23 protein-coding genes and 1 tRNA gene are annotated in these 24,287 nt (G+C 65.6%); 9 read left to right on the forward strand and 15 right to left on the reverse strand.

Translation table 11 applies throughout. From position 1 onward, the window contains the following. Positions 1-24 precede the first annotated feature (24 nt). Positions 25-258, reverse strand: a complete 234-nt coding sequence (locus OHB12_RS20435) for a hypothetical protein (protein ID WP_327110193.1) — start codon at positions 256-258, stop codon at positions 25-27. A gap of 207 nt (positions 259-465) precedes the next feature. On the opposite strand from OHB12_RS20435, the gene OHB12_RS20440 reads away from it, so the two are divergent. Beyond that, positions 466-642 (forward strand): hypothetical protein, encoded by a 177-nt coding sequence (locus OHB12_RS20440; RefSeq protein ID WP_327110194.1) that lies wholly within the window; start codon positions 466-468, stop codon positions 640-642. 56 nt (positions 643-698) lie between these two features. On the opposite strand, the gene OHB12_RS20445 is transcribed toward OHB12_RS20440, so the two are convergent. Continuing rightward, complete coding sequence (locus tag OHB12_RS20445) at positions 699-887, reverse strand: ferredoxin (protein ID WP_327110195.1); 189 nt, start codon at positions 885-887, stop codon at positions 699-701. After that, positions 884-2,353: a cytochrome P450 gene (locus OHB12_RS20450; RefSeq protein WP_327110196.1), complete on the reverse strand. Its 1,470-nt coding sequence runs from the start codon at positions 2,351-2,353 to the stop codon at positions 884-886. Before OHB12_RS20450 ends, OHB12_RS20445 begins: the two co-directional genes overlap by 4 nt. 430 nt (positions 2,354-2,783) lie before the next feature. Between OHB12_RS20450 and OHB12_RS20455 the strand changes: the two genes are divergently transcribed. Then, a complete protein-coding gene (locus tag OHB12_RS20455) occupies positions 2,784-3,980 on the forward strand; it encodes a cytochrome P450 (RefSeq protein WP_327110197.1) in 1,197 nt (398 codons plus the stop codon). 55 nt (positions 3,981-4,035) lie between these two features. Here the strand turns inward: OHB12_RS20455 and OHB12_RS20460 are convergent, their stop codons facing one another. Further along, positions 4,036-4,485: a DUF4254 domain-containing protein gene (locus tag OHB12_RS20460; protein ID WP_327121289.1), complete on the reverse strand. Its 450-nt coding sequence runs from the start codon at positions 4,483-4,485 to the stop codon at positions 4,036-4,038. 224 nt (positions 4,486-4,709) lie between these two features. Further along, the gene (locus OHB12_RS20465; RefSeq protein WP_327110198.1) at positions 4,710-5,513 is read right to left on the reverse strand and encodes an alpha/beta fold hydrolase; all 804 of its coding nucleotides are present in this window, start codon (positions 5,511-5,513) and stop codon (positions 4,710-4,712) included. Positions 5,514-6,095: 582 nt separating this feature from the next. Between OHB12_RS20465 and OHB12_RS20470 the strand changes: the two genes are divergently transcribed. Beyond that, positions 6,096-7,343 (forward strand): GAF domain-containing protein, encoded by a 1,248-nt coding sequence (locus OHB12_RS20470; RefSeq protein WP_327110199.1) that lies wholly within the window; start codon positions 6,096-6,098, stop codon positions 7,341-7,343. An 84-nt stretch (positions 7,344-7,427) separates the two neighbouring features. Continuing rightward, complete coding sequence (locus OHB12_RS20475) at positions 7,428-7,622, forward strand: hypothetical protein (protein WP_327110200.1); 195 nt, start codon at positions 7,428-7,430, stop codon at positions 7,620-7,622. Positions 7,623-8,036: 414 nt separating this feature from the next. Here the strand turns inward: OHB12_RS20475 and OHB12_RS20480 are convergent, their stop codons facing one another. Then, complete coding sequence (locus OHB12_RS20480; protein ID WP_327110201.1) at positions 8,037-8,657, reverse strand: class F sortase; 621 nt, start codon at positions 8,655-8,657, stop codon at positions 8,037-8,039. 29 nt (positions 8,658-8,686) lie between these two features. Then, the gene (locus OHB12_RS20485) at positions 8,687-10,051 is read right to left on the reverse strand and encodes an ice-binding family protein (protein ID WP_327110202.1); all 1,365 of its coding nucleotides are present in this window, start codon (positions 10,049-10,051) and stop codon (positions 8,687-8,689) included. A 2,363-nt stretch (positions 10,052-12,414) separates the two neighbouring features. On the opposite strand from OHB12_RS20485, the gene OHB12_RS20490 reads away from it, so the two are divergent. Next, positions 12,415-13,755, forward strand: a complete 1,341-nt coding sequence (locus tag OHB12_RS20490; protein WP_327110203.1) for an ice-binding family protein — start codon at positions 12,415-12,417, stop codon at positions 13,753-13,755. A gap of 667 nt (positions 13,756-14,422) precedes the next feature. Here OHB12_RS20490 and OHB12_RS20495 read toward each other — a convergent pair. The 5 genes from OHB12_RS20495 to OHB12_RS20515 form a co-directional block, all read right to left on the reverse strand. Then, a tRNA-Ala gene (locus tag OHB12_RS20495) sits at positions 14,423-14,498 on the reverse strand. Between the two features lie 89 nt (positions 14,499-14,587). Then, a complete protein-coding gene (sepX, locus tag OHB12_RS20500; protein ID WP_327110204.1) occupies positions 14,588-15,712 on the reverse strand; it encodes a divisome protein SepX/GlpR in 1,125 nt (374 codons plus the stop codon). Between the two features lie 273 nt (positions 15,713-15,985). Then, positions 15,986-16,636: a GNAT family N-acetyltransferase gene (locus OHB12_RS20505; RefSeq protein WP_327110205.1), complete on the reverse strand. Its 651-nt coding sequence runs from the start codon at positions 16,634-16,636 to the stop codon at positions 15,986-15,988. A 12-nt stretch (positions 16,637-16,648) separates the two neighbouring features. Beyond that, a complete protein-coding gene (gene glp, locus OHB12_RS20510) occupies positions 16,649-17,905 on the reverse strand; it encodes a molybdotransferase-like divisome protein Glp (protein ID WP_327110206.1) in 1,257 nt (418 codons plus the stop codon). A 142-nt stretch (positions 17,906-18,047) separates the two neighbouring features. Beyond that, complete coding sequence (locus tag OHB12_RS20515) at positions 18,048-19,004, reverse strand: UTP--glucose-1-phosphate uridylyltransferase (protein ID WP_327110207.1); 957 nt, start codon at positions 19,002-19,004, stop codon at positions 18,048-18,050. 67 nt (positions 19,005-19,071) lie between these two features. Between OHB12_RS20515 and OHB12_RS20520 the strand changes: the two genes are divergently transcribed. From OHB12_RS20520 to mscL, 4 genes are all read left to right on the forward strand, one after another. Next, positions 19,072-19,680, forward strand: a complete 609-nt coding sequence (locus tag OHB12_RS20520; protein WP_327110208.1) for a 5-formyltetrahydrofolate cyclo-ligase — start codon at positions 19,072-19,074, stop codon at positions 19,678-19,680. Between the two features lie 69 nt (positions 19,681-19,749). Further along, positions 19,750-20,061, forward strand: coding sequence for an FmdB family zinc ribbon protein (locus OHB12_RS20525; protein WP_327121291.1), 312 nt, complete (start codon positions 19,750-19,752; stop codon positions 20,059-20,061). An 87-nt stretch (positions 20,062-20,148) separates the two neighbouring features. After that, positions 20,149-20,811 carry an SAF domain-containing protein gene (locus OHB12_RS20530; protein ID WP_327110209.1) on the forward strand — a complete coding sequence of 221 codons (663 nt, stop codon included), beginning with the start codon at positions 20,149-20,151 and terminating at the stop codon, positions 20,809-20,811. Positions 20,812-20,939: 128 nt separating this feature from the next. Further along, the gene (mscL, locus tag OHB12_RS20535) at positions 20,940-21,344 is read left to right on the forward strand and encodes a large conductance mechanosensitive channel protein MscL (protein WP_327110210.1); all 405 of its coding nucleotides are present in this window, start codon (positions 20,940-20,942) and stop codon (positions 21,342-21,344) included. A gap of 71 nt (positions 21,345-21,415) precedes the next feature. Here the strand turns inward: mscL and OHB12_RS20540 are convergent, their stop codons facing one another. The 3 genes from OHB12_RS20540 to OHB12_RS20555 all read right to left on the reverse strand — a co-directional run bounded on the left by OHB12_RS20540 (position 21,416) and on the right by OHB12_RS20555 (position 24,130). After that, positions 21,416-22,087: an MspA family porin gene (locus OHB12_RS20540; protein ID WP_327110211.1), complete on the reverse strand. Its 672-nt coding sequence runs from the start codon at positions 22,085-22,087 to the stop codon at positions 21,416-21,418. Positions 22,088-22,717: 630 nt separating this feature from the next. Then, positions 22,718-23,389 (reverse strand): MspA family porin, encoded by a 672-nt coding sequence (locus OHB12_RS20550; RefSeq protein WP_327110212.1) that lies wholly within the window; start codon positions 23,387-23,389, stop codon positions 22,718-22,720. Positions 23,390-23,455: 66 nt separating this feature from the next. Further along, on the reverse strand, positions 23,456-24,130 hold the full coding sequence (locus OHB12_RS20555) for an MspA family porin (RefSeq protein WP_327110213.1): 675 nt from the start codon (positions 24,128-24,130) through the stop codon (positions 23,456-23,458). Between the last annotated feature and the right edge of the window lie 157 nt (positions 24,131-24,287).

Consider the following 24,287-nt stretch of genomic DNA (forward strand, 5'->3'; position numbering starts at 1 on the left):
CAAGACCGATGCCACTCCTTCGGCCTAGACATGGTCGACCAAGGCCGGGTGTCCCGCCTCATGAGCGCAGTGCGCGCAGCAGAAATAGTCTCCACTCGCCTCGACGCCGTGCCCGACGATCCGGCAGGAACAGTGTGTGCACACCGGCGCGAGCGCGGTGATCGCGCATTCGAAGCTGTCGAAGATGGCTGATTGGCCGTTACGGGTGATCGTGAACGTCTTGTCGTACTCGTTTCCGCAGGTGTCGCAGGTAGCCATGGGGCATCACCTCTCCTCTCGAATCGATTCACAGCCGGTCCCGCTTCGCGGTACCCACAGGCGCCGGTGCGAAACGGACGCGGAAGACGAATGCGGGTGCTGGTTCCGATGCCGCGATGGGACCGGCAGGCCACACACCCGCGGTCCGACCGCCGGTCACACACTTCGCCGCCCGGCACGTTCGCTCATGTTCGACATGGAGGTGCGATGGGGACTTCGGTTGCCGTGTTCCGGCGACACGTGGTGCGTCGAACCACGGTCTTGACCGGGATCGCGCCTGTCGTGGTGATCGTGTCGGCAACGGCAGTGGTCGTCGCGCTGCGGCACGGCCCCACCGAAGGGTCCGCGTGCCTGGATGGCGATGCCGGATCGGCGGCGCGGTAGGCGCCGTCGAGTTCCGACCGAGCCTACGCCCCTCGCGCACCGCGGCAGCGTCGTTCTCAGCCCAGCCGCAGCGCCTGAACCGGGCAACTGTCGACGGCGAGTTCGATCAGCGCGCGACCCGACGCGGAAACCGGATCGGCAAGCGGAACGACGATCCCGTCGTCGCCGACGCGAAATACATCGGGCGCCAAGGCTTCACACATGCCGTGCCCCTCGCAGACCGCGCGGTCGGCGAAGATCTTCATCGGGCGATCCGTTCCAGATGAATCGGCAGTCCGTCAGCGGGCGTAGGGCCGGTTCCCGCGACCAAGGGCACCCGGTAGCCGTCGGAAATGCTCCAGCGATAGCTCAACAGCATCTGGTGCACGAGAGCTTTCACGGTCATCGCGCCGAAGTAGAGGCCGATGCACTTGTGCGCGCCACCACCGAAGGGAGCCCATGCGAAGCGGTGGGATTTGTCCTCACGGCGGTGGTCGGCGAAACGGTCCGGGTCGAAGACATCCGCATCGTGCCAGTACTCGTCGGTGCGCATGATGGCGTACGTGCCGCTGAGGACGAGCGTTCCTTTCGGCAGGTAATAGCCGAGAATATCGGTATCCCTGAGGGTTTCACGCACCTGCTGGGCCACCGGCGAATAGATCCGCAGTGCCTCCTTGAACGCGAGGTCCAGCGAGGGCAGGCGATCGAGATCGTCGTAGTCGAGCGAAGGCTTCCCCAGCGCGACGGATTCGGCCCGCAGCCGATCCTGCCATTCGGGGTGCCTGGCGAGTTCGTAGACCAGCATGGACGCGGCGATGGTGCTGGTGTCGTGCGCGGCCATCATCACGAAGATCATGTGCTCGACCACCTCGGCGTCGGTGAAGGTATGCCCCTCCTCCGTGGTCGCACGGCACAGCACGCTGAACAGATCGTTGCCGTTGCCCGCGCGTTTGTTCGGTAGCTCGCGGCGTAGATATCTCTCGAGCGTCCGCCGCCCGCGCAACCCGCGGGCCCACACCCCACCCGGCATGTTCGTCCGGATCAGCGCCGCTCCACCGCGCACCGCGTCCTCGAAGGCACGCTCCAACCGAGCCGCCTCCCTGCCGAGTTCCGCGCCCGCGAACACCTCCGTGGCCTGCTGGAGCAGCAGTTTCTTGATCGCGCTGTACACGCGGAAGTCGCTACCGGGCCGCCAGCCCGCGATCCCGCTGGTGATCCGCGGGGTGGTCAGATCCAGGTAGCCGATCAACCGTGGCCTGGTGAAAGCCTGCTGCATGATACGCCGATGGAACAGGTGCTCGTCGAAATCGCGGAGCAGGAGCCCACCGCGGAAGAACGGGCCGATCAGGAATTCCCAACCGCGCTGCGCCGACAATGCCTTGTTCCGGTCCATCATGACCGCCTCCAGCCCCTCCGGACTGCCGATGCCGACCACGCGGCGACCGAGCAGCCCGAACCACTGGATCGGCCCCCACTGATCGAATCTCTTGCGCGAGAACTGAATCGGATCGGCCAACGCATGCAGGGTGTACCCGATTCCGGGAAGACCGAAGTCTCCCGACACCGGTTTCAGTCCGCTACCCGACGGCGGCTCGGCCAGCGGCCGCGCCGAGACGGGGTAGCGCTCGGCCAGCCGGGCGCCCGCCCGCTGCGCGCGCCAGGCCAACCTGGCCCGCGCCTGGCGGATAGTGCCGGCAACCTCGTTGATCGTCTGGGGCACAAGAAGATTCATGGCCGTCATCCCTTCGCGATACTGCGAACCCCTCGACCATATCGGAAGCTATCCTCACCGTGGCGATGATCGATCGACTGCCCGCGATCGCGGGACGGCGGGCAACTCCCCCGATCATCGCCACCGCATGCGCCCGCTTCGGAATCAGCTTCGTCGAGTACACCCCCGCATTCGCAGTCCGTGCACCATCAGACCTTCACCAACCGGTTCGACGCGCGATATTTCGAATCGGCGGCCGCGCGGAACGGATTGGCACGAAATACCTTTGGACAGTAGGCTTCTCGAAGTAAACAGCAGTTGTTCGGCGGAAAACGGGGGGCTGCGCGGATGACCGCGTCGCCAGAACACACGAACATCTGGAGTTCCATCCTTGAGTACGCCACAGTCCCGGCCGGACACGCCGACCTGTCCGGTCGTTCACAGCTCGCCAATGGCTTCCGAAGGCCCGAGGGTGCCGCTGTACTCGTCGGAATTCGCCTCGGATCCGCACCGTGCGTACGACGAAATGCGAAAGCAGTACGGCTCTTTGGCTCCAGTCGAGCTGGCACCGGGCGTGCCTGCCACGTTGGTGGTCGGGTACGACACCGCGCTGCGGATCCTCAACGATCCCGAACGCTTCCCTGCCGATCCGCGCACCTGGCAGCAGAACATCCCGGCCGACTGCCCCGTCCTGCCGCTTATGGAGTGGCGTCCCACCGGGAGCCGAAACGACGGAGCGGCCCTCCATCGGTACCGGCAGGCCATCACCGCGAGCGTCAACAAGGTAGATCTGTACGCTCTCGATGCCACCGTGGAGAAGATCGCCATCCCGCTGGTCAACGCCTTCTGCCAGGCCGGCACGGCCGATCTGATCAGTCAGTACGCGTTCCCGCTCGCATTCGCGGTCGTCGATTCCCTGCTCGGCTGCCCGCCGAAGATCGGACAGCGGGTCGCGGCAGGCATGGCCGCGATGTTCGAGGGGATCGATGCCGAGGACGGCAACAAGATGATCGCCGAGGCGATGCTGGAATTGGTGGCCCTCAAACGGACCGAACCCGGCAACGACATCACTTCGGTACTACTACGGCATCCGGCCGAACTCGATGAACTGGAGATGATCCACCAGCTGACAAGCTTCTACGGCGCCGGGATCGAAATGCAACAGAATCTGATCGGCAACACCCTGCTGCTGATCCTCACCGACGAACGCTTCGGCGGAAGTGTCCTCGGCGGGACCCTGTCCACCCGCGACGCCCTGGACGAGGTCTTGTTCAACAACCCGCCGCTGGCGAACCTCCTCACCACCTACCCCCGTCAGCCGATCCTCATCGACGACGTCTGGCTACCCGCGCATCAGCCGATCGTCATCAGCATGGCCGGCTGTAACAACGACCCCGCGATCCGGACCGAGAATCACACAGGCAATCGCTCGCATCTGGCGTGGGGCATCGGCCCACACGCCTGCCCCGCGCAGTCGCTGGCCTACCTGATCGCTCAGGATGCCATCGATCAGCTTCTCGATGCGCTGCCCGAGATCCGGCTGGCCATACCGGTCGACGCACCGACCTGGCGGCCTGGTCCCTTCCACCGGTCCTTGGTGGATCTGCCGGTCGCCTTTCCCCCCTCCGCTCCGCTGAACGGGTACTGAGAATCTCGCGATCTCCCGCGCACGTCGGAAGCGACTATCGGCTGACGCCGCGCGGTCACCAGCCCTCCCCCGCAGGCACCGGCAGCCGCCGCACCCCATCGACCACCTGCGCGGCCAGATCGTTGTATCCGTCGACCAGTTCCGCCAGCCGGAACCAGGCGGCGTGCACACGAGGATCTCCGGCGGTCGCGCAGGTCGTGAGCACGGCATCGGCACGAACATGGGCGTCGGCGATGCGATCGATCACCGATCCGAGCGTCTCGGTGTGCAGTGCGACACCCTGGTGATGCTGCGGCACCTGCTGCTCGGTCCACACGTCGATCGCATGCACGAGATAGCCACGCTCATCACCATTCTCGGGCGCCACAACCGCTTCTTCGCGGGCGCGCATGGCTGCGCGGTGCAGGCCGGCGAGCAGGTACGCCCACCGCGCCAACGGATGGCCACCGGCGCGATCACCGCGGATGGCGCGCAGCAGCTCCTCGCCGGACAACAACGGTTCCATCCGGTCCACTATCGCTCGTTGCGTCGGATATTCGGCCTTCATTTCCCAAATTCCCCTGCCGCTGTTTCAACAGCGCCGTGGCCATGGTTCCTCATTGATGATCTCGGGTACGGCACTGAGCATCGACCTCCTTGGTGCCACTTTCCAGCTGAATGGAAGCAGCGAGGCCGTGAAAGCCGTTTCTGTGACGTCGGAATGTCAGGAAACGGCTTTCATGACATATTTCACAGGAACGCGGCGAGGGCCTTGTTGAAGCGCTCCGGTTCCTCGGAGAACGGCGCGTGACCACTCTGCTCGAACCGCACCGCCTCCGCATTCGGAAGCTGCGCGGCAAGCCATTCTGCGAGTGGGCCCGGGAATATCTTGCTGTGCGCGCCATAGATCAGCAGCGCCGGCACAGTAACCTCGGACAGGACCGGCCGGAAATCGGCGAAGGCCATGTCGTACCAAATGGCGCATGCCGCCGAAGTCGACATCTTCGTCGTCTCCGCATACACGGCGTCGATCACCTCGCCAGGCGGTGTTTCGGCGAAGCAAGCGGCGATGAACGGCTTGATCACCGAAGGGCGGGCGTGCTTCACCGCCTGAACGAACACCGCGAGGTCACTCTCGGTGTAGCCCCCTTGGAGCGGAAAGTCCCACTCCTGCGCGCTGAGGAAACGCGGTGACTGATCGACGAAGGCCACCGATCGCAACTGCTCGCATCCGAACTGCCGCACGTACGCGAGTATCACCGCGGTGCCCATCGACCAGCCCACCAGGCACACGTCATCGAGCGCGAGATGCCGCAGCAGGCTCCGGATGTCACGCGCGTACTGCGCCAGGGTATGGCCGCCGTCGGTCTTACCGGAGGCACCGTGCCCCCGAAGGTCCACCGTGATCACTCGATTGCCCTCTGACAGCGCAGGGACGTTCTGTGCCCAGAAGGTGGTGTTCATCGTCCACCCGTGAATAAGCACGACGGGACGACCGGCTCCGTGATCCTCGTAGTACATCGGCACGCCATCCGGCAGTTCCAGATAGGGCATCAATGACCTCCAGCTCGTGGAAAATTGTCTTCTCGTACCATGGCGCGCCCGCCGTCACCGGCCAAGGCGACCGGAAGGGGTTGCGTACACGTTGCACGAGAGCCAAATGGTTGCGGAGAGATAGCAATGAGGTAGCCGCCAAGCGGCCGCACACAGGATCAAGTTGAATAGACAACTACTCACGACTGCCGGATCGGAGAGGCTACCCGAGCGCATGGATGCCGGCGCCGGATTCCAATTGTTCGGGTGTGACGTGCGAACCGACCGGCTTACTCATATTGCCGGCGAGAGGAAATGTCTACGGCGATCACCCGATTACTCGACAGTGCGGCCGGCGGGTGCCGAGAAGCTCAGAATTTGGCGTTCATCGTCCAGCCGTGAATCATAAGCAGCGCCTTCGCGCCTATGGCACGCCTGCCGTCGCAATGCAAGATGGACAAGCGGGGTTGCATAAACGTTGCAGCAATAATGTCGGCATTGCAGCGAGATTGCAACAGGGTTAGGCTCTTTTCGACGCCATGAACGATTCAGCGGGGTGGACGATCCCGAGCCGACTGGCATGACACGAGGCAGACGCGGTTGGTGACGAGGCAGACGCAGTTGGTGCGTGCAGACGTACGCGCCTCATGGGATCGTGCGCAACGCTGGGGTCTGCATCCCGACCGGCATCTCCCCGAAGTGGGTTTGGCTGAAGACGAGGTCCGCACCTGGCGCCGCGAACATCAGATGGCCAGCATCTGGCCGACGCTGTTCGCGAGCCTGGAGACTGCGGCGTCGATGCCGGGCCACGTGTTGTTCGGTGCCGACGCCGACGGCCACCTCCTCTGGGTCCATGGCGATTCCGATGCCCGGCATGTGGCGGAACGGGCGAACCTCGTCCCGGGGGCACGCTGGCACGAAACCGAAGCGGGTACCAATGGTGTCGGCACAGCCCTGGCCCTCGGCAGACCCTTCCAAGTCCGCGGCACCGAACACTACCTGTCCGTTGCCGCGGACTTCACCTGCACGGCGGCCCCCATCAGGGATCCGGCCAGCGGTGCGGTGATCGGAGTCGTCGACATCACCAGCAAGCTCCGCAACACGAGTTCGCTTGCGCTGCCGCTGGTTACGACGGCAGCCCGCCTCGCCGAGGCGCACCTGCGCGACCTCCTCCGGCAGCGGGACGCGGAATTGCGCATTCGTTACCTCGACCGCGTCCTCAACCGTGTCGGCGACCACTGTGCGCTGGTGACGGAAGAGGGGCGATTGCTGCATGCGGCGCCGTCGGGATGGCTCCCCGCCAGGTGGCCCGCACCGGTGATCGAGGGGGTAACCAGACTGCCCGATGGACGTCGGGTCGTTGTCGAACGACTGTCGCCGGGCGGCCCGTTCTCCGTCTACGCACTGCCGAACGACGTTTCGGGCGAACTAGCCCCACGAGTGAGCGCGCTGGGTCGTGATCGCGCCGTGCTGTGGATGGACGGGACCGCCCACGAACTCAGTCTCCGGCACAGCGAGCTGGTAGTTCTCCTGCTGGCCAACCCGGATGGGCTGACCGCGGCAACCTTGGCCCGAGAGCTGTACGGCAGCACCGGAAAAGAAGTGACGGTCCGAGCGGAACTCACACGGCTTCGACGAATTGTCGGGTATCGCCTGTCCTCGGATCCCTACCGCCTCGACAGCCGGATCGGCACCGATTTCCAGCAGTTGGAAGCAGAAGTCACGAAGGGCTCCGTGGGCTATCTTCCGGACAGATACCCGCAATTGCTACCGGCATCACAGGCCCCTGGCATTCGGCGGTTGCGGGAGCGACTTCGTAACCAGCCGACGTCCAGCGGCTCGGCGGAGTAGTCGCTTCCGGGCCGACCATCGCTGACAGGCATGGTCCCGAAATGCCGGTGCGGCGCAGACCGCCAGTCCCGATATCACGCTCGGATGCGACACCGCGCGGAGTATGGCGGCGGCGGGCCGGATGCGCATTTCCGCACCGTGGTCAGCGATGACGCCCCGTGGGACAGCGCCTTCTCACCCGCGTTCGACGCCGTGGTGGAGGTGGTCCAAGATTGGGCTTTCCAACGAGAGCGCTGGCGAGTTGCGCTGCAGTGGAAACGATTGGAGTTCGACCGCTGATCAGCCCGGCCGGTCGAACGTCGTGATCGCGTGAGTTGATCAGACGGTCACGGGTCCGGTGCGGCGGTCAGCGCGACCGCTCCCTTACGTCCATCCGCCGAGCCCACCCCGGTCTCGATACCTCACAACGGCGAATCCCCTTGCGTATCCGGACCTTCCGAGCATACGGCCCAATTCCCCTTGGCGATCAGGCCGCACGGCACTGGCGCGGGAACGCCCCTCAACCGAAGCACTGCCGCGCACGGTCAAAGGATTGCCGGCTGACTCAACCCCGGACACTAGTGCTGTGCGGAAACTGCACGCGTGCGCAGCCGATGTGATGGTTTGACCCATTCAAGGAACCCGGAGGGTGGCCGTGCCGAGGTCGCTGGCTGTGGATGCGGCTGTGTCTGAGGGTGTGCGCCGCGTCAAGCCTTATCGGGCGCCGACGGCGGCGGCTGGGGTGGTTGCGGTCAGCGAGGTGTAGGCGACGATGTTGGACTGGTAGCTTCGAGTCTCGCGGTCGAATTCGCCTCCGCAGGTGACCAGCTGCAATGCGCCGTGGCCATGCGATCCATACACTTCTTCGGCCGGGAACTCCATCTTCGGATACGCCTCGACCTTGGTAACGGCGAAACGCGCTGTCCGGCCATCACTCAAACTCACCTCGACCTCATCGCCTGCTTGCAGGGACGGGAGCCGGTAGAACACCGCCGGACCGTCGAAGGAATCCGCGTGGCCCAGGATCACCGCCGAACCCTTCTGGCCGGGCGATGGCCCGAACTTGTACCACCCCGGCTTCTGGAAATCGTTGGGTACCTCGACGGTTTCGTCGGGATTGAGTCCGAGTGTGACGAGTGACGTGTCGACACCGATGGAAGGGATGCGCAGCGCCACCGGCACCGGGGAGTCCGCCTCCGGACCCGCGGCACCAGACGGTTCAGCGGATCCGGAGACCGGCGGCGATGCGAGTTCCGACGGGCCCGGGTCGTGCTGGCCACGTGAGGTCAGCACGAACAGTCCCATGGCGATGAGCAACATTACAGCGGCGAGCACCCACCCCGTTTTCCCCCTCTTCCCTCTTTTCACGGTGCCTCCGGATTCGAATTCGCTTGTCTCGGAGCCGAGGTCACCCATCGCGGCCGCCTGCGCAGCCGGGCGACCTTACCAACCGCAACACCGGACCCGGCCAGGGGCAGACCTGCGAGGGGCAGGAGAACCGCGCTGCCATTGGGGTGGGGAGCAGTTCCGCCCCCACCGGTTTCCGGATGCCCCTTCGGAATAATGTAGCCCTCCCCACCAGGGCCACCTTGGCCTTCACCTGGGCCACCCTCACCAGGCCCACCAGGGCCGCCCTCACCGGGGCCACCCTCACCGGGGCCACCAGGGCCGCCCTCACCGGGGCCACCCTCACCCGGCCCACCAGGGCCACCCTCACCGGGGCCACCCCCACCCGGCCCACCAGGCCCACCCCCACCACCCCCACCGGGCCCACCGGGGACACCCGGGACACCCGGGACACCCGGGACACCGGGCCCACCAAGCCCACCGGGAATCGGAATCGGAATCGGGATAGGAATCGGGAGAGGAAGAACGGGGACCCCAACCGGCGGCGAAACGACGGTCGTCGTGGGGAGGCCTGTCGTGGTCGAGGTCGGCGGCGGGCCTGTCGTGGTCGAGGTCGGCGGCGGAGTAGTCGTCGAGGTCGGCGGGATGGCGCAGTTCGGCCGCGTAATGATGTTGTCATCCAGGCTGACCTGTCCGTTGCGGGCCAACACGCGCCCGTTCACGGTGCTGCTGGTCTGCACTGATATCGAAGTCAACGCCATGATCGTTCCGACGAAGGTGGTGTTGGTACCCAAGGTCGCTGAGCTACCCACCTGCCAAAACACGTTGCACGGCGAGGCTCCGTTGATGAGGGCGACCGTGCTGCTCGACGCGGTGATCAACGTCGACCCGGCCTGGAAGATCCACACGGCGTTGGGATCGCCCTGCGCGTCCAGGGTGACCGTGCCGGTCAGACCCATCGGGCCCGCCGTGTTGTATACTCCCGCGACCAGGGTTAGCCCGCCGAGATCCGCCGGCACCCCGATGGCCGGCGTCCGGCCCGCCGCATCGTTATACGCGGTCGTCAGATCGTTTTGAGCCTGCAGCGCAACGGCATCGGCGACATGCTGCGTTCCATTGATCACCACTCCTGGCGGAAAGCCGGTCACCGCGCTCCCCGGGCTGACCCCGAGGTCCCCGGAGATGACCGAAGGACCGGTGTTGGTGACCGTGGTGCCCGCCAACACCGCGAAGGGCGTCGCAGTCCCCAACCCGACTGGGGGCTGTGCGGCCGAGGCGACCCCACCCCAAACCACCAGTCCGGTGACGATCCCGGCAGCCATTACCACCAGAAGCCAACGGCGTAATAGACCCCCACGAACGAAATGAATCAGCGATGGCACGAAACTTCCCCTCACATCAAACATCCCGACTGGACGGACCCCTGTGATAACTTGGCGTCAAGAATCACATGAGGTCGGCAATTTATCGTGTAGCACAGCGTGGTCGGCGTGTCGTAAACGCCTGGAAATGGCGGGCGGCGGGCGCGCGGCGGCAGAAACCATCGAAGCATCGATCGATCGCATTCCGGAGACGGACGTTCGGGACCGGCCATTCGGCATTGCTGCATCTGACGAAACCGACTGCGCGCGAAGACCTCGACCGTGCGTGCCAGACTGCGGGCCGCGCTCTCGAGCTGTCGAAGACAGACACGTCCCCACGTGTCGTGAGAGGTGTACATGGACACACTCGGCACCCTTGATTGGTGGGCACGATCGAATGTGGTACGGGAGCTGGCTGCTTTAGCGGCTGACGTGATCGTGTAGCCCTGGATCCTGGTGCGAGCCCGGATACATGCGGCTCTGATGCTGCGGGCACCGGGCTCGTTGCGTTCGGTAGCGACGAGGCCGAAAAGGTGATGAAGATCTGCATTGCTGCTACTGCATCCCTTATATTTCCGGGGCAGAGCAAAGCCGATGCCGACAGCGTCTACTTGCGACTCGATGATGATTCTCCACCTGCGGTTTTGGGTCGATTAGATGTTTGACGCAAGAAGCGTTACTTTGCGGATTCGCCTGCGATTCCACACGTTTTTGAGACCGAAGTGTTGCCACGCAGAGGATTTGGGGATTGGAGGGAATGATCGAAGGTGCATGATAGCGGGAAGCCGGTTCTTTGGTTGTGTAGCACGAGAGTTCCTCACGCTGTGGCCCGTATCGGCGGGTAGGGTCCACAGGCACCCGGTAGATGCCGGATCGGTCGTCACGCGATTGTGCCTGGTTCGCCTGCGGGCGAGAGTTACACCAGTCGGTGCTTTACATTCAGCGCGGGCACTGGCGAGCGTCGACTGTCATAGTAAAAGGCGGATATTCGATGATCACGGTGCTGTCCTCGGTTCGGCCGGCTGGACTTCGAGGCCGACGATCCTGAGGTCTTGGAACCGCAGGCTCGATCCTGCCTCTGCCGGACCGAGATGTCCGGCGAGCAACTCCGGCACAGTGATGCGATCGGCGACTGGCGCCTCATCCACATGAGGGCAGCGGCTGTCCCGGCGGTGTCTCGGTTCCTTCGATCTTGGTGCCTGGTCCGGTTGAATATTGGACCCAATCGGACTGGACAGGTTGTGGCCGGTCGTGTCCCACCCCGGTTGCGCGCCAGCAGCGGCCCGCCTGTAGTGGAGTGAGGACGGGGCGCCCAGCGCGGCGCGGAGTTGCCGCACCGTTCCTGGAATGGACCGGTGCCGGGGTTTGCCGTTCCCGGTTACGGGGCGCGTAGCAGGACGGCGATGGTGGGCAGTTCCCCGGGCGACCGGGTGTTCGGTAATTGGGACATTGGCGGAGCCGCGTCGGTGTTGGGGTCCGCCTTGGGCTGGTTCCCTGTTCATCAACCGTGACGGCAGTTGCTCACGAATCTCGACGGGCGCGTTGCGGAGTCGATTATCGCCGTGCCCACACCAAGACGGACTCACCCACCGAAAATCCCCGCTGACCTGCCTCGGAGGTCCGACTCGCCGCCGACGATGCCGCCGAACTGCAATTGCTCAACAACCGGCTCGCCGAAGCCTCCTGCGGATCCATCGGATGACCTGGACCGTGTGCGACTGAAACAAAACGTCCAGAATTCAGAGCCGGTTCACCTTCGCTGAGGCCGTAGAAATCCGCGAACAATTCGACCCGAAAGACTGTCGAAATTCGCGAGAAAATGCCGTCAGAGTTCGCGATAAAACGCCGTCCAAATTCACGGAAGAATGCCGTCTAAATTCGTGAAAAGCCATCTGATCTGTGTGTTTGTTCCGCCGTGACTCGCGGTTGCAATTTGAATTCGGCATGGCGCTCGGGTTTTTGGCGACGTATCTTTGGAGATGAGTTGATTTCTGATTCAATTCTGTGAGGCAAAATGTAGACGATTCAAATAATGAGGTAGGTGGCAGCGCGAGACCGGCGACGCCACTACTCGAAATACGACTCGGTCACCGGCAACAGTGATCGCATTGTCGACCGCTGGCATCGTCATCGTCAACACCGCCATTGGTAGCGGCATCCACGTCGAATTCAGCTGGCGTGATCATCCATGCCTGCACTGCCGGCCGGCGACACCCCTGCCAAAGGCGGCGTCGTCGGCTGCATTGACTGACGGCCCCGGCCGCCACCAGCAGACGTATCGGCCCGAGGACTCCATCTGACAACCACCGTCACGCTCGGCGGCGAACGCGGCCAGCCTGGCCTCGGTTGGTCTTCACGCACCACACTAACAAGGAAGGCACCTCATGCCTATCTCTCCCAACCAGGGGTCGACCGGAGGCGGGACCATCGTCACGATCACCGGCACGAACCTCAGCGGCGCCACCGCCGTTCACTTCGGCTCCAAGCTGGCCACCATCACGGCCAACACGCCTACGTCGGTCACGGTCATCTCCCCGTCCGGGACGGGCGTAGTCGGTGTGACCGTGACCACCTTGGGTGGGACCAGCAACCCACGGTCGTTCTTCTACATTGGCCCACCGTTCAAGGGCGGCCTGTCCCCGGCCTCGGGCGTCACCGCCGGCGGCAACACGGTCACCCTCACCGGAACCGGCCTGTCCACCGCCACCGCGGTGAGCTTCGGTGCCAACTCCGCTACCCCGACTGTGGTCAACGACGGCGTGCTGACCGTCGTCGTGCCGGCGGGCGCAGCGGAGGGACCGGTGGGTGTCAGTGTCACCACCGCGGGCGGTACCGGCAACGGCCTTGTCTACACCTACGTCGCGGCACCCACCCTGGCCTCGATCAGTCCGACTACAGGTCCGGAGGCCGGAGGCACCGCGGTCATCCTCACCGGCACGGGCTTCACAGGGGCCACCGCGGTCTCCTTCGGCGCCACTGCGGCGACATCCTTCACCGCAAACTCCAGCACGCAGATCACCGCTGTCGCCCCCGCTGGGACCGGCACGGTACAGGTCACCGTCACCACCGTCGGTGGCACCAGCAACGGGATCTCCTACACCTACGTTTCGGGTCTGGCTCCGGTCAATTTGGGGACGGCCTCGTCGTTCGCTGTATTGTCAGGTGCCACAGTCACCAACACCGGCGCTTCGGTCGTCTCCGGTGATCTGGGGCTCAGCCCCGGCAGCGCAGTGACCGGTTTTCCACCGGGAACAGTGATCAATGGAACACAGCATGTCGCGGACGCAGTCGCGGTCCAGGCCCAAACTGATCTCACGACCGCCTACAACGATGCCGCCGGCCGGACACCAGCCATCGGGGTGCCGGCGGACATCGGCGGGCTGACCCTGGTTTCGGGGGTGTACAACACGGCCGCCGCAATGGGTCTGACCGGCACCGTCACCCTCGATGCGCAGGGTAATCCCAACGCGGTGTTCATCTTCCAGGCCGGATCGACACTGATCACCGCGTCGAACAGCACGGTCAGCCTCGTCAACGGAGCCTCGGCTTCCAATGTCTTCTGGCAGGTGGGCAGCTCAGCGACCCTGGGCACCAACACCACCTTCGCCGGGACAATCGTGGCGCTGACCTCGATCACGGTACAGACCGGAACCACCGTGTCCGGACGCGTACTGGCCCGCAACGGTGCAGTCACCCTGGACACCAACACCATCACCGTGCCCTAAGCCTCGATCTACTCGGGTTTTGAACTTGTCCGCGCGCCGCCGGCGCGCGGACAAGGGCGTTTCGATCTGGCGCCAAGGACGGCTGAAGAGGTCGAGTGTCGGCAAGATCGTTTGCCGACACTCGGCACCGAGACCGAGCAACGCGCGGCGATAGCGAGGGATGGTCGCTGGTGTGGATCGCCGACACGCTTGGGGTCATGGGGCCGGTATGGAACCGGCTCGACGAGCGCGGGTTACGGATCTGGGATACGCGGAGGCGCATGGAAGAAGAGGGAGAGAGCGTTCAACGAGACTTTGACGCCTGCCCTCTAGGCACAGCGCGGTTCGAGTGATTGTTTCACTGTAAGGGTCCGATCAGCTACGTGGACAAGCCCACGGAGAGCTGGGGATCATCCGAGCCACCACGAGTCGATCGGCATTACTCGTGCCACCAGCAATGCGACGACTTCCAGTTGACCGGCGAGTGCGGCCACTCGCCAGAACAAATTCGCTAGCCGGATGGATCCTAGGCTGCGCGCCTAGCGATCACCGTCTGCAGCTCACTGAGGCTCGGCAGCGGGGCGCTCACGAAACTGGACTCGCCACCCGATCGGGTGGCGAGTCGCTGGAGTTGAATGAAGCCCTGACCTGTGGTTCTCTTCAGGCGGAGGCTTGAATAAGACACTCTTGGTGGAGCTAAGGGGAATCGAACCCCTGACCTTCTCGATGCGAACGAGACGCGCTACCAACTGCGCTATAGCCCCGTGCGGCTCCGGGGAACCGCGCTGTGACACTGTATCAGGCCGCCGGTGCAGTCTCCGAATCGGCAGGCTGACCTGCCCGGATGGTGATGCTACTCGCCAGCGGCGCGGCGGATGTCGCCGCCGGTGCGGGTGCGCAGGGCGCGGGCGGTAGCGGGGTCGAAGGGGTCGAGGTGGTCGAACGTGGGGTCTTCGTCATCGGGCTCCACGAGTGCGGAGCGGCGGCGGAGAGCGCGTGCGGTATCGCGGTCCATGCTGCCGTGCGGCGCGCGGGCGCCGGCTCGGTGCGTGCGGTGGCCTGCGTCACCGAGCTGTTGGCTGCGAGTGAGGCGGGCGGCCCGCCTGCGGCGAATCTCCTCTTCCATTCGCACCTGCTTGCGCAGGTAACCGAGGTAGCCAATCAGCACGACCATGGCGAGCCCGGAGCCCCACCACAGCAGCGGGGTGAACACGACCGTGAGGGCGCCGCACAGGATGGCCGTGAGCACCAAGCCGAGCACGGCACGTTGACGGAAGGTGTAGCGCGCCGCGCGGGCGATGGCGTCGGCCTCCGGGTCGAAGCCGCCGCGGCCGCGGCGTGTTGGGACGAATTCGGGGTCGTCCGAATAGGTTTCGTCGTCTTCGTCGTGGGTCAGGCGGGCGGGCGCGGCGGAGCGCGCGGGCGGGATCCTGGCAGCGGTCGGTTCGGGGTGGTATTCGCCCACGCCGCCATCATCGGTCGCCGCGTCGTTCCGCGCAGCGACTTCGGCAGCTTCGTCGTCCTCCGACTCGTAATACTCCGACCCGTATTCCTCCGACCCGTAATCCTCCGACCCGTCGTCGTCCGGTTCGGCGGCCTCGACGTCGGCGTCCGCGGCCTCGATGTCGTCCGATTCGGCGTCAGCGATGTCGAATTCCGCGGCCTCGGCGGCCGCGGTGGTGTCTTCCTCGTCAGTCTCGGTGAGGGGCTCGTCGGCCGGTGTTGTCATCCGGTCCTCCGCATCATCGCTGTGGGAATACTTTCTCGGTACGCGGCGGGGCCGCCAATTCGGATCGGTTTCATGCCCGGCAGCCGGGCCTTTCCTGAGACGTCGTTTGCCTCCGCCACGGTGCAGGACCCTGGTCGCCAGCGCGGCGTCGGTGGTCCGGCGGATTCTCGGGTGGCGGTCGGCGAGAATCGGGAACAGGACGAAGACCCAGAGCACGACGAGACCGATCCACAGGATCGAATTCGGCATCTCGGTCAGCACCTCCGTCCCCGCCTGGATTAGTCCGGCTCGGCCCGCGAGCGGTGCGTAACACGCCCCGCGTCCGTCCGGTCTCCATCCGACGCAGCAGCGTGGACGCCGGTCGCCTCGCAGGCTCCCTACCGATGACGCAAGACGCACCATCGACGTCCGTAGGCTAATTCCGGGTAGCGGCAAGATCCGGCAGGCGCGCCGTGCACATCCGCCACACCCGTCACATTCCCACCACTCTCATCGCGCCTCGGTGACATCGGCGCGCCGGGTTCACCGCAGGGTGGCGCGCCCCTCCCGAACCAGCCGGTCCAGGACTGTTCCGACCACCTCCTCGACGGTCAGGCCGACCAGCAGGTGATCCCGCCACGCACCGTCGACGTCGAGGTAGCGCCGCAGCAGCCCCTCCTCCCGGAACCCGACATTGCGCAGCACCGCCTGGCTGGCCATATTCTCCGGTCGCACGGTCGCCTCGACCCGGTGCAGGCCGACCGGTCCGAAGCAATGGTCGAGGCCGAGCGCCAGCGCCGCGGTCGCGACACCCTGTCCGCTGAGGTCCTTGGCGACCCAGTAGCCGATCCAGGCCGAGCGCAGCGCGCCGCGCACGATATTCCCTATGGTCAGCTGCCCGCTGAACGCGCCGTCGACTTCGATCACCAACGGGATCATCGCGCCACGCCGCGCCTCCGCCTTCAGGCTCGACCACAGCGAGGGCCAGTTGGACGCGTGGTTGCGCGCCTCCCATGCACCGCGGCCGGTCGGCTCCCACGGCTCGAGATGTGCCCTGTCACGCAAACGAATTCGGCTCCACGCCGCCGCGTCGCGCAGCCGCACCGGACGTAAGGTCACCTGTCCCGCCGCGACACGGACCGGGCCGAGTCGCGCGGGCCACCCTGGATGCTGCGTGGCCCGGAAGACGTTCATCGCTTCCATTTCTCAGCCGCGCTGTGCGAGAAAGGCGACCTGGACCTCGTCACCGGTGCGGATCTCGAGGTCGTCCGGGTCTATCACGATCAGGCTGTTCGCCTCGGCGAGCGTCGCGAGCAGGTGCGAGGACGAGTTCGTGGCGCCCAGGGGCTGCACCAGGTAATCGCCGGTCGCCTCGTCGCGCATCAGTTGTGCGCGCAGATACCCTTTGCGCCCGGCCATGGAACTGATCGGCGTGATGGTCCTGGCGCGGATGATCCGGCGCATGGGATGCCTGCGCCCCAATGCGATTCGGATCAGCGGTCGCACCATCACCTCGAAGACCACCAGCGCGCCGACCGGATTGGATGGCAGCAGAAAGGTCGGCACCTCGTCGCGACCGAGTTTGCCGAAACCTTGCACCGATCCAGGATGCATGGCCACGCGGGTGATTTCGAGTTCACCCAGCCCTTCTAACGCCTCACAGACCTGCTCGGAGGCCCAGCCGCCGACCGCGCCCGCGATGACGACGACCTCGGAGCGCACCAATTGCCCCTCGACGACGTCGCGCAGTCGGCGCGGATCGGAACTCACGATGCCGACGCGGTTCACGTCCGCGCCCGCGTCCCGCGCGGCCGCGGCCAGCGCGTAGGAGTTCACGTCGTAGACCTGTCCAGGGCCGGGCGTGCGATCGATGTCGATCAGCTCGCCGCCCACCGAGATCACCGACAGCCGCGGACGCGGGTGCACCAGCACCTTGTCCTGCCCGACCGCGGCGAGCAGACCTACCTGGGCCGCACCGATGATGGTTCCCGCACGCACCGCGACGTCGCCCGGCTGCACGTCGTCGCCGACGCGTCGCACGTAATCGCCGGAGCGCACCGGCTCGTACACCTTGATCCTGGCCCGCCCGCCGTCGGTGAAGTCCAGCGGGAGCACGGCGTCGGCGAGGGTCGGCATCGGTGCGCCGGTGTCCACCCGAACGGTCTGACGCGGCTGCAGCCGAATCGGCTGACGCGATCCGGCCACCACCTCGCCGACGACGGGGAGCGTCAGGTCGACGAGATCGCCGTCCTCGTTGCGGATGTCGGCGCCCGCGGAGGCGACGTCGACGCTGCGCACCGCGTAACCATCGATCGCGGCCTGATCGAAGCCGGGCAGCGGCCGCTCGGTAACGACGTCCTCGGCGCACAGCAGGCCCTGGGCCTCAGAAATCGCGACCCGGACCGGCCGAGGTGCGACCGCCGCTGCGGTCACTTTGATCTGCTGATCCTCAACCGAGCGCATCCAGCCCTTCCTGATCCTCTCCGCACTCCATCCGACTCCGCCGCATCAGTGATCGCGCGGCGCAGCCGCGTTCGCGCGCGCACCACGGTGAACCCTCATTCGTACCCGACGGTCCACGCTCGGCGAAACCCGACCGGACCCGTCAGTCGTAGGTTGTCAGCTGCGGATCCCAGTCCGGACCGAGACGGTGCTGCAGCCATTCCCGCAGGGCCGGGCCGTATTCCTCGCGTTCCAATGCGAAATCGACCGCAGCACGAAGATAACCGCCCGGGTTGCCCAAATCGTGGCGCGACCCACGGTGCACTACGACGTGAACCGGATGCCCCTCGGAGATGAGCAGTGCGACGGCGTCGGTGAGTTGTAGCTCGCCGCCGGCGCCGGGCTCGATGCGGCGCAGCGCATCGAAGATGGCCCGGTCCAAGAGGTATCGGCCCGCGGCGGCGAAGGTCGAGGGCGCGTCGGCGAGTGCAGGCTTCTCCACCATTCCGTTGACGCGCAGCACATTCGGGTTCACGGCATCAGGCACCGTCGCCACGTCGAACACACCGTAGGCGCTGACCTCGTTCTTCGGAACGTCGATGGCGCACAGCACCGTTCCGCCGCGCTTGCGGCGTACCCGGCTCATCACGTCGAGCACACCGGAGGGCAGCACGAGGTCGTCCGGCAGCAGTACCGCGATGGCGTCCTCGTCGTCGTCGAGGACCTTCTCCGCCTGGGCGACCGCGTGGCCGAGTCCGAGCGGCTCCTCCTGCACGACGGAGGTGACATCGAGCAGTCCCGGCGCCTTGCGTACCTTCTCCAGCAGGTGGAACTTGCCACGCTCGGCGAGCGTGCTCTCCAGAACCAGGTCTTCGACGAAGTGCGCGACCACGCCGTCCTTGCCCGGGGAGGTGACGAGGACCAGCCGCTCGGCGCCCGAACTCGCGGCCTCGGTGGCGACCAGTTCGATACCGGGGGTGTCCACCACCGGAAGGAGTTCCTTGGGCACCGTCTTGGTCGCGGGCAGGAACCGTGTTCCGAGCCCGGCCGCGGGCACCACGGCCGTGCGGAAGCACGACACCACCGCGGTGTCACCGGACTGTCCGGCCTTTGCTGTCATGCGCATACCCTATCCGTCCATCACGCCGCCGGATCGGCACGCGCCGACCAGGTACCGGAGTGAGCCTATGGTGATCACTGTGGAGATGCCCGTCGAGCGCGACAAACATGCGTGGCGCGCCGAACTGGTCGCCCGGCGGGCTGTGGTGAGCGCCACGGAACGGGAGCACGAGGCCCTCGAATTGGCCGCGGCGGTCGGCGCTCTCGGCGCGCGCGAGTGGGTCTGTGCGTACGTGCCGGTCGGGGGCGAGCCGGGGTCGACGGCAATGCTGGACGCGTTGCGTGCGGGTGGCGCGCAGGTAATGCTGCCGGTCACGGGGCCGCCCGGACCGCTGAGCTGGGCCGAGTACACCGGGGCGGAGACGTTGCGCCGAGCGCGCTATGGACTGCTGGAACCGGCCGGCGCGGTGCTGCCGCCTGCCGCTGTCGGCCGCGCCGAGCTGATCCTGGTCCCCGCTCTCGCGGTCGACCGGCGCGGCGTCCGCCTCGGACGCGGCGCGGGCTACTACGACCGCACGTTGGCGGCCGCACGCCCGGACGCCCGGCTGGTCGCGGTAGTAAGGGACGACGAACTCGTCGACCGGCTACCGGAGGAACCGCATGATCTGCGCATGGGCTGGGCCCTCACTCCGCACCACGGACTGCAACGGCTGGGCGGCGATGTGGCCGCGGAATGAAACACCGATTGGCGGTGTTGGCACTGTCGGCTGTAGAGTGCCAGATTGACGAACCCGCGGGAGGATCCTGTGCCAACTTACTCGTATGCGTGCACCCAGTGTGATAACCGCTTCGACATCGTTCAGTCCTTCTCCGACGAGGCCCTGAGCGTGTGCTCGGAGTGCTCGGGGAAGCTGCGCAAGCTGTTCAACTCAGTCGGCATCGTCTTCAAGGGCAGCGGCTTCTACCGCACCGACAGCCGCGCAGGCGCCTCCACCGCGAGCGAGCCGGCCAAGTCCGACAGCGGCTCGAGCAGCTCGTCCTCCGATTCCACCTCTTCCTCCGATTCCAGCTCGTCGAGCGGCTCCTCCGCGTCGACCAGCACCGCCGTAGCCAGCTGATTCGACGGTTTTCCACAGCCGCTCCACTATCCACAGCCCGCCGTTCTCCGGGCCGGTTCGGCCTGCGCCCGGCCATAGGATCCGGCCATGACTCGCGCACTCGCCGACCTCGGCCGGGGCGGCTGGAACCCGGCATGGCGGCGCCCACCCTGGGCTGACGCTCTACTTGCCCGACGGCTGCTTGCCGCCGCTTTCGCCGTACTCGCAGTGTTCCTCTTCTTCCGCGGCAGCCCTGGCGCAGAAAGAACGACAGTCGTTGTCGCAGGCCGGGATCTGGCGCCGGGACGCCTTCTGGAGGCGGGCGACCTGCGCTCGGCGCCGCGCGAAGCGAGCACACTGCCCGCAGGCGCGGTGGCCGATCCGACCGTGCTGATCGGTGCGGCACTGACCGGCGCCATGCATCAGGGCGAAGTCTTCACCGACCTGCGCGTCGTCGGCCCACGGCTGGCCGCGGCGGCCACCGGCGCGCGGGACGCCAGGATCGTACCGATCCGCCTGGCCGATACCGCGGTCGCCGAAATCCTGCGCGCGGGCGACCGCGTCGACGTGGTCGGCGCCGAGGAATCGAATGGACCCGGCACCCGACCGGCCAGAACTCTGGCTACCGACGCCTCCGTCATCCTGGTCTCCGGCCCTGGCGACGGACGTGGCGCCGCTGAACGCGTGGTACTTGTCGCGATGGACGCCGAACACGCGACCGCCGTGGCCGTCGCCTCGCTGCGCACGGCACTCACCGTCGTCTTCCATTGACCGAGGACATACCGATCAATTGAGTTAACCCGTGATTTGCTATTTGGATCATCTAGCATCTGGAATACCGGCAGGCTTGGGCCGCCGAGCACGACTGGTCAGCTCCACACAAAGAGGAGACATCGGCAATGCTCAAGGGTTTCAAGGAGTTTCTGTCCCGCGGAAATGTCATCGACCTTGCGGTTTCCGTGGTCATCGGCATCGCGTTCGTCGCGATCATCACTGCGTTCACAAATGCCGTCATCAATCCGATCCTCGCCGCCTTCTACGGCAATGACGAGAAACATATCGGTTTCTGGCTGATTGCCGACAATCCGGAGACGTTCGTTCAGGTCGGTCCGATCATCACGGCTGTGCTCAACTTCCTCATCATCGCCGCAGTGCTGTACCTCGTGCTCGTGCTTCCCGCGACGCACCTGAAGAAGCGGTTCCGGCCCGACGACTCCACACTCACCGATTCGGAGGTGCTGATTCAGATCCGCGACCTGCTCACCGAGAGCCAGACCAGCGGGGGCGGACGGCACGAGTTCTGAAATTTCCCGCACCGCGGGATGAAACGGGCCCGTCGTGACGACGGGCCCGTTCGCGTTGTGTGGGTGGGCGCTCAGCCGAGGCTGAACGGCGCTCCCCACAGCGTCACCCAGGTGATGACGTTTTCGGTCTCCACTTCGACGCTGACGAACGCGCGCGCTTGCGCATAGCCGCCGCAGCCGGACAGACCGATGGTCTCGTCCGCCCAGGTGACCGAGCCACTGTCGCCCCTGAACCGGACGCGCTTCTTGTGCGACTCGTTGCCGAAGTCATCCGACTGCTCGAGATCGAGCACATAGAACGACCTGGCCTGCCCCGGACCGAGCGTCAGATTGCCGCCCGTGTTCGCCCCGGCAGTCGGCCGCACGTTCTGCCCATCGCTCCAGTTGGCACCGCCGGTGGCGCCGCCGGTGGCGCCGCCGCCCGCGATATTGACCTGACAACCCACGGTGTAGCCGGGAAAGATGGATCCGCCTGCCGCGCCGGACAACTCGACCTGAGCGCTGCCGGACACCCACGCGTTGCGGTGCACCGGCGTCGCGCCGAGAGACGGGCTGATGGTGGCGGACTCGCCGACCAGACGAATCGTGACCACGGTGCCGTCGGACAGCGTTTTGGTGAGCTCGCCGCCCGGCAGGGGGACCAAGGTGTCGGCGTTGGCCGCGCCGGTCGACAGCAGCCCCATGGTGATGACCGCAGACGCGCACAGCCCGGCCGCGCGCGCCAGCTTCGTACGATCGATCATGACGTCGTTACCCTTCGAGGATTGAGTTCGCTTCAGCGAAAAGAGATTTCACAGATACTACCGACGTCGCCGGTGCCGAACGGCACCCCGTGGGAGTCACACCATGGCCGAACTTCCGGCCGTCCGGCAACGGCACGAAGACATCGGCATTCGCGGCACCGGTCGAGAACAGACCGGTGGCAACGGCCGCCACAGCAACGGCGCCGGCGATGCGGACGCCTCGAGACGGACCCCGATATGCGGTACTTGCCAGAGTTCTGCTCATCATCGCGGTTCTGCTCATCATCGCGGCTGCCCGCCCCGGGGTATCGAGGCGGACATGCCTCGTCAGAGCCGACAGCACTCCATGGAATGTTCTGTCCACCAAGTGATCTGCCGACCGTTGCCGCATCGTGCGATTCGGACAAACAAGGACAAACACGGACAAACACGGACAAACACGGACAAACAATGCCATTCGGTGTCAACCGGACTTTTCAGGAAATTCCAGCAACTTGCGCCGAAACGTGGGCGATGCGGTTAGCATCGCGGGTGATGTTCTGTGGCAATCGTTTTCACATGGAAATGGGCCCGTCGCAGCAGCGACGGGCCCATTTCCTTGATACCCGCGGGTCTTTCACCCGCGTTCACTCAGCCGAGGCTGAAGGGCTGACCCCACAGCGTCACCCAGGTGATGACGTTATCGGTCTCGACCTCGACGCTGACGAACGCGCGCGCCTGCGCGTAGCCGCCGCAGCCGGACAGGCCGATAGTCTCGTCGGACCAGGTGACCGAGCCACTGGTGCCCTTGAAGGCGTTGCGGGTCTTGTGCGACTCGTTGCCGTAGTCGTCGGGCTGCTCGAGATCGAGGACGTAGAAGGACTTCGCCTGGCCGGGTCCGAGCGTCAGGTTGCCGCCAGAGTTGGCGCCGACGCCACCGGTGACACTCTGGCCGTCGCTCCAGTCCATATTGCCGTCCATCCCACCGGTGGCGCCGCCCCCGGCGATGTTGACCTGGCAGCCCACGGTGTAGCCGGGGAAGATCTTGCCGCCGGCCGTGCCGGAGAGCTCGACCTGGGCGCTACCGGACACCCACGCGTTGCGGTGCACCGGGGTGGAGCCAAGGGACGGGTTGATGTTGGCCGACTCGCCGACGAGACGAATCGTCACCACGGTGCCGTCGGACAGCGTCTTGGTGAGCTCACCGCCCGGCAGCGGGACGAAGGTGTCGGCATTGGCCGCACCGGTGGAGAACAGGCCCATGGCGATGGTGGCAGCGGCGCCGACACCGGCCATCCGTGCCAACTTCTTACGGTTGATCATGGTTGGTACCCCTCGAGGGTTGAGTCCGCTTCAGCGGGAAGATTGTTCGTTTGGATTCGACAGACGTCAGCCGATGCTGAAGGGCATCCCATAGAGGGTGGTCTTCGAGTAGTGGTCGCCGATGATCTCGACAACCGTGTAGGCGCGCGCCTGCGCGTAGCCCGCGCAACCCTGGATCTGGATCTCGGCGTCCTGGTACTCGACGGAGTAGACACCCGGCTTGAGGATGTCCTTGTAGTCGATCTGAACGAACTTGACTTCACCGGGGCCGAGGTTGAGGCCGATCGAGCCACCGGCGCTGGCACCGCTGAGGTTGACGCTCCCGGACATGCCCGCGGAGATCGCGTCGTCGGCGATGCTGACCTGGCAGCCGACGACGTAGCCGGTGCTCAGCTGAGACGCGCCGTGAGTCGAGGAGTTGTTGGTACCGGGGCCTCCGGCCGGACCGTTATTGGGGCCGACGGTGCCTTCCGGCGTGACGGAGACATCGGCAGCGGCGTTGCCCGACACCCAGACGACGCGACCAGCGCCGTTCGCGGCCATAGAGGGCGAAATCAAGGCCCGCTCTCCCGTCCTGGTGATCGTCACGCCAGGCCCCGCCTTCTGGCCGTCCGGCAACGGCACGAAGGTATCGGCATTGGCAGCACCGGTCGAAAGCAGGCCCATGGCAACGGCCGCGGCAGCGCCGATACCCGCGACGCGGGCACCGCGGCGCACACCAATGGTGCGATTCTCGCTCATACTTCCCCTCATCAGGTTAAAAACAGTCAACCTCGACCATCGAGGCTGGACAGTGGTCCTCTCAGGCCCAGCTCAGTGTGTCGCTCCCTTGTTGCCGACATGTAACCGGCTGTTATTTCGGCGCAACGGTCCAGCTGGCAGTGGAACCGAGCCGGGT

The organism is Nocardia sp. NBC_01730, assembly GCF_035920445.1.
Lineage (GTDB): Bacteria > Actinomycetota > Actinomycetes > Mycobacteriales > Mycobacteriaceae > Nocardia.

Excerpts from the sequence above, each read along its gene's own strand:
- OHB12_RS20435 (WP_327110193.1), bottom strand. The coding sequence starts at position 258 with ATGGCTACCTGCGACACCTGCGGAAACGAGTACGACAAGACGTTCACG.
- OHB12_RS20440 (WP_327110194.1), top strand. The coding sequence starts at position 466 with ATGGGGACTTCGGTTGCCGTGTTCCGGCGACACGTGGTGCGTCGAACC.
- OHB12_RS20445 (WP_327110195.1), bottom strand. The coding sequence starts at position 887 with ATGAAGATCTTCGCCGACCGCGCGGTCTGCGAGGGGCACGGCATGTGT.
- OHB12_RS20450 (WP_327110196.1), bottom strand. The coding sequence starts at position 2,353 with ATGAATCTTCTTGTGCCCCAGACGATCAACGAGGTTGCCGGCACTATC.
- OHB12_RS20455 (WP_327110197.1), top strand. The coding sequence starts at position 2,784 with ATGGCTTCCGAAGGCCCGAGGGTGCCGCTGTACTCGTCGGAATTCGCC.
- OHB12_RS20460 (WP_327121289.1), bottom strand. The coding sequence starts at position 4,485 with ATGGAACCGTTGTTGTCCGGCGAGGAGCTGCTGCGCGCCATCCGCGGT.
- OHB12_RS20465 (WP_327110198.1), bottom strand. The coding sequence starts at position 5,513 with ATGCCCTATCTGGAACTGCCGGATGGCGTGCCGATGTACTACGAGGAT.
- OHB12_RS20475 (WP_327110200.1), top strand. The coding sequence starts at position 7,428 with ATGCGACACCGCGCGGAGTATGGCGGCGGCGGGCCGGATGCGCATTTC.
- OHB12_RS20490 (WP_327110203.1), top strand. The coding sequence starts at position 12,415 with ATGCCTATCTCTCCCAACCAGGGGTCGACCGGAGGCGGGACCATCGTC.
- sepX (WP_327110204.1), bottom strand. The coding sequence starts at position 15,712 with ATGCCGAATTCGATCCTGTGGATCGGTCTCGTCGTGCTCTGGGTCTTC.
- OHB12_RS20505 (WP_327110205.1), bottom strand. The coding sequence starts at position 16,636 with ATGAACGTCTTCCGGGCCACGCAGCATCCAGGGTGGCCCGCGCGACTC.
- glp (WP_327110206.1), bottom strand. The coding sequence starts at position 17,905 with ATGCGCTCGGTTGAGGATCAGCAGATCAAAGTGACCGCAGCGGCGGTC.
- OHB12_RS20515 (WP_327110207.1), bottom strand. The coding sequence starts at position 19,004 with ATGACAGCAAAGGCCGGACAGTCCGGTGACACCGCGGTGGTGTCGTGC.
- OHB12_RS20520 (WP_327110208.1), top strand. The coding sequence starts at position 19,072 with ATGGTGATCACTGTGGAGATGCCCGTCGAGCGCGACAAACATGCGTGG.
- OHB12_RS20530 (WP_327110209.1), top strand. The coding sequence starts at position 20,149 with ATGACTCGCGCACTCGCCGACCTCGGCCGGGGCGGCTGGAACCCGGCA.
- mscL (WP_327110210.1), top strand. The coding sequence starts at position 20,940 with ATGCTCAAGGGTTTCAAGGAGTTTCTGTCCCGCGGAAATGTCATCGAC.
- OHB12_RS20540 (WP_327110211.1), bottom strand. The coding sequence starts at position 22,087 with ATGATCGATCGTACGAAGCTGGCGCGCGCGGCCGGGCTGTGCGCGTCT.
- OHB12_RS20550 (WP_327110212.1), bottom strand. The coding sequence starts at position 23,389 with ATGATCAACCGTAAGAAGTTGGCACGGATGGCCGGTGTCGGCGCCGCT.
- OHB12_RS20555 (WP_327110213.1), bottom strand. The coding sequence starts at position 24,130 with ATGAGCGAGAATCGCACCATTGGTGTGCGCCGCGGTGCCCGCGTCGCG.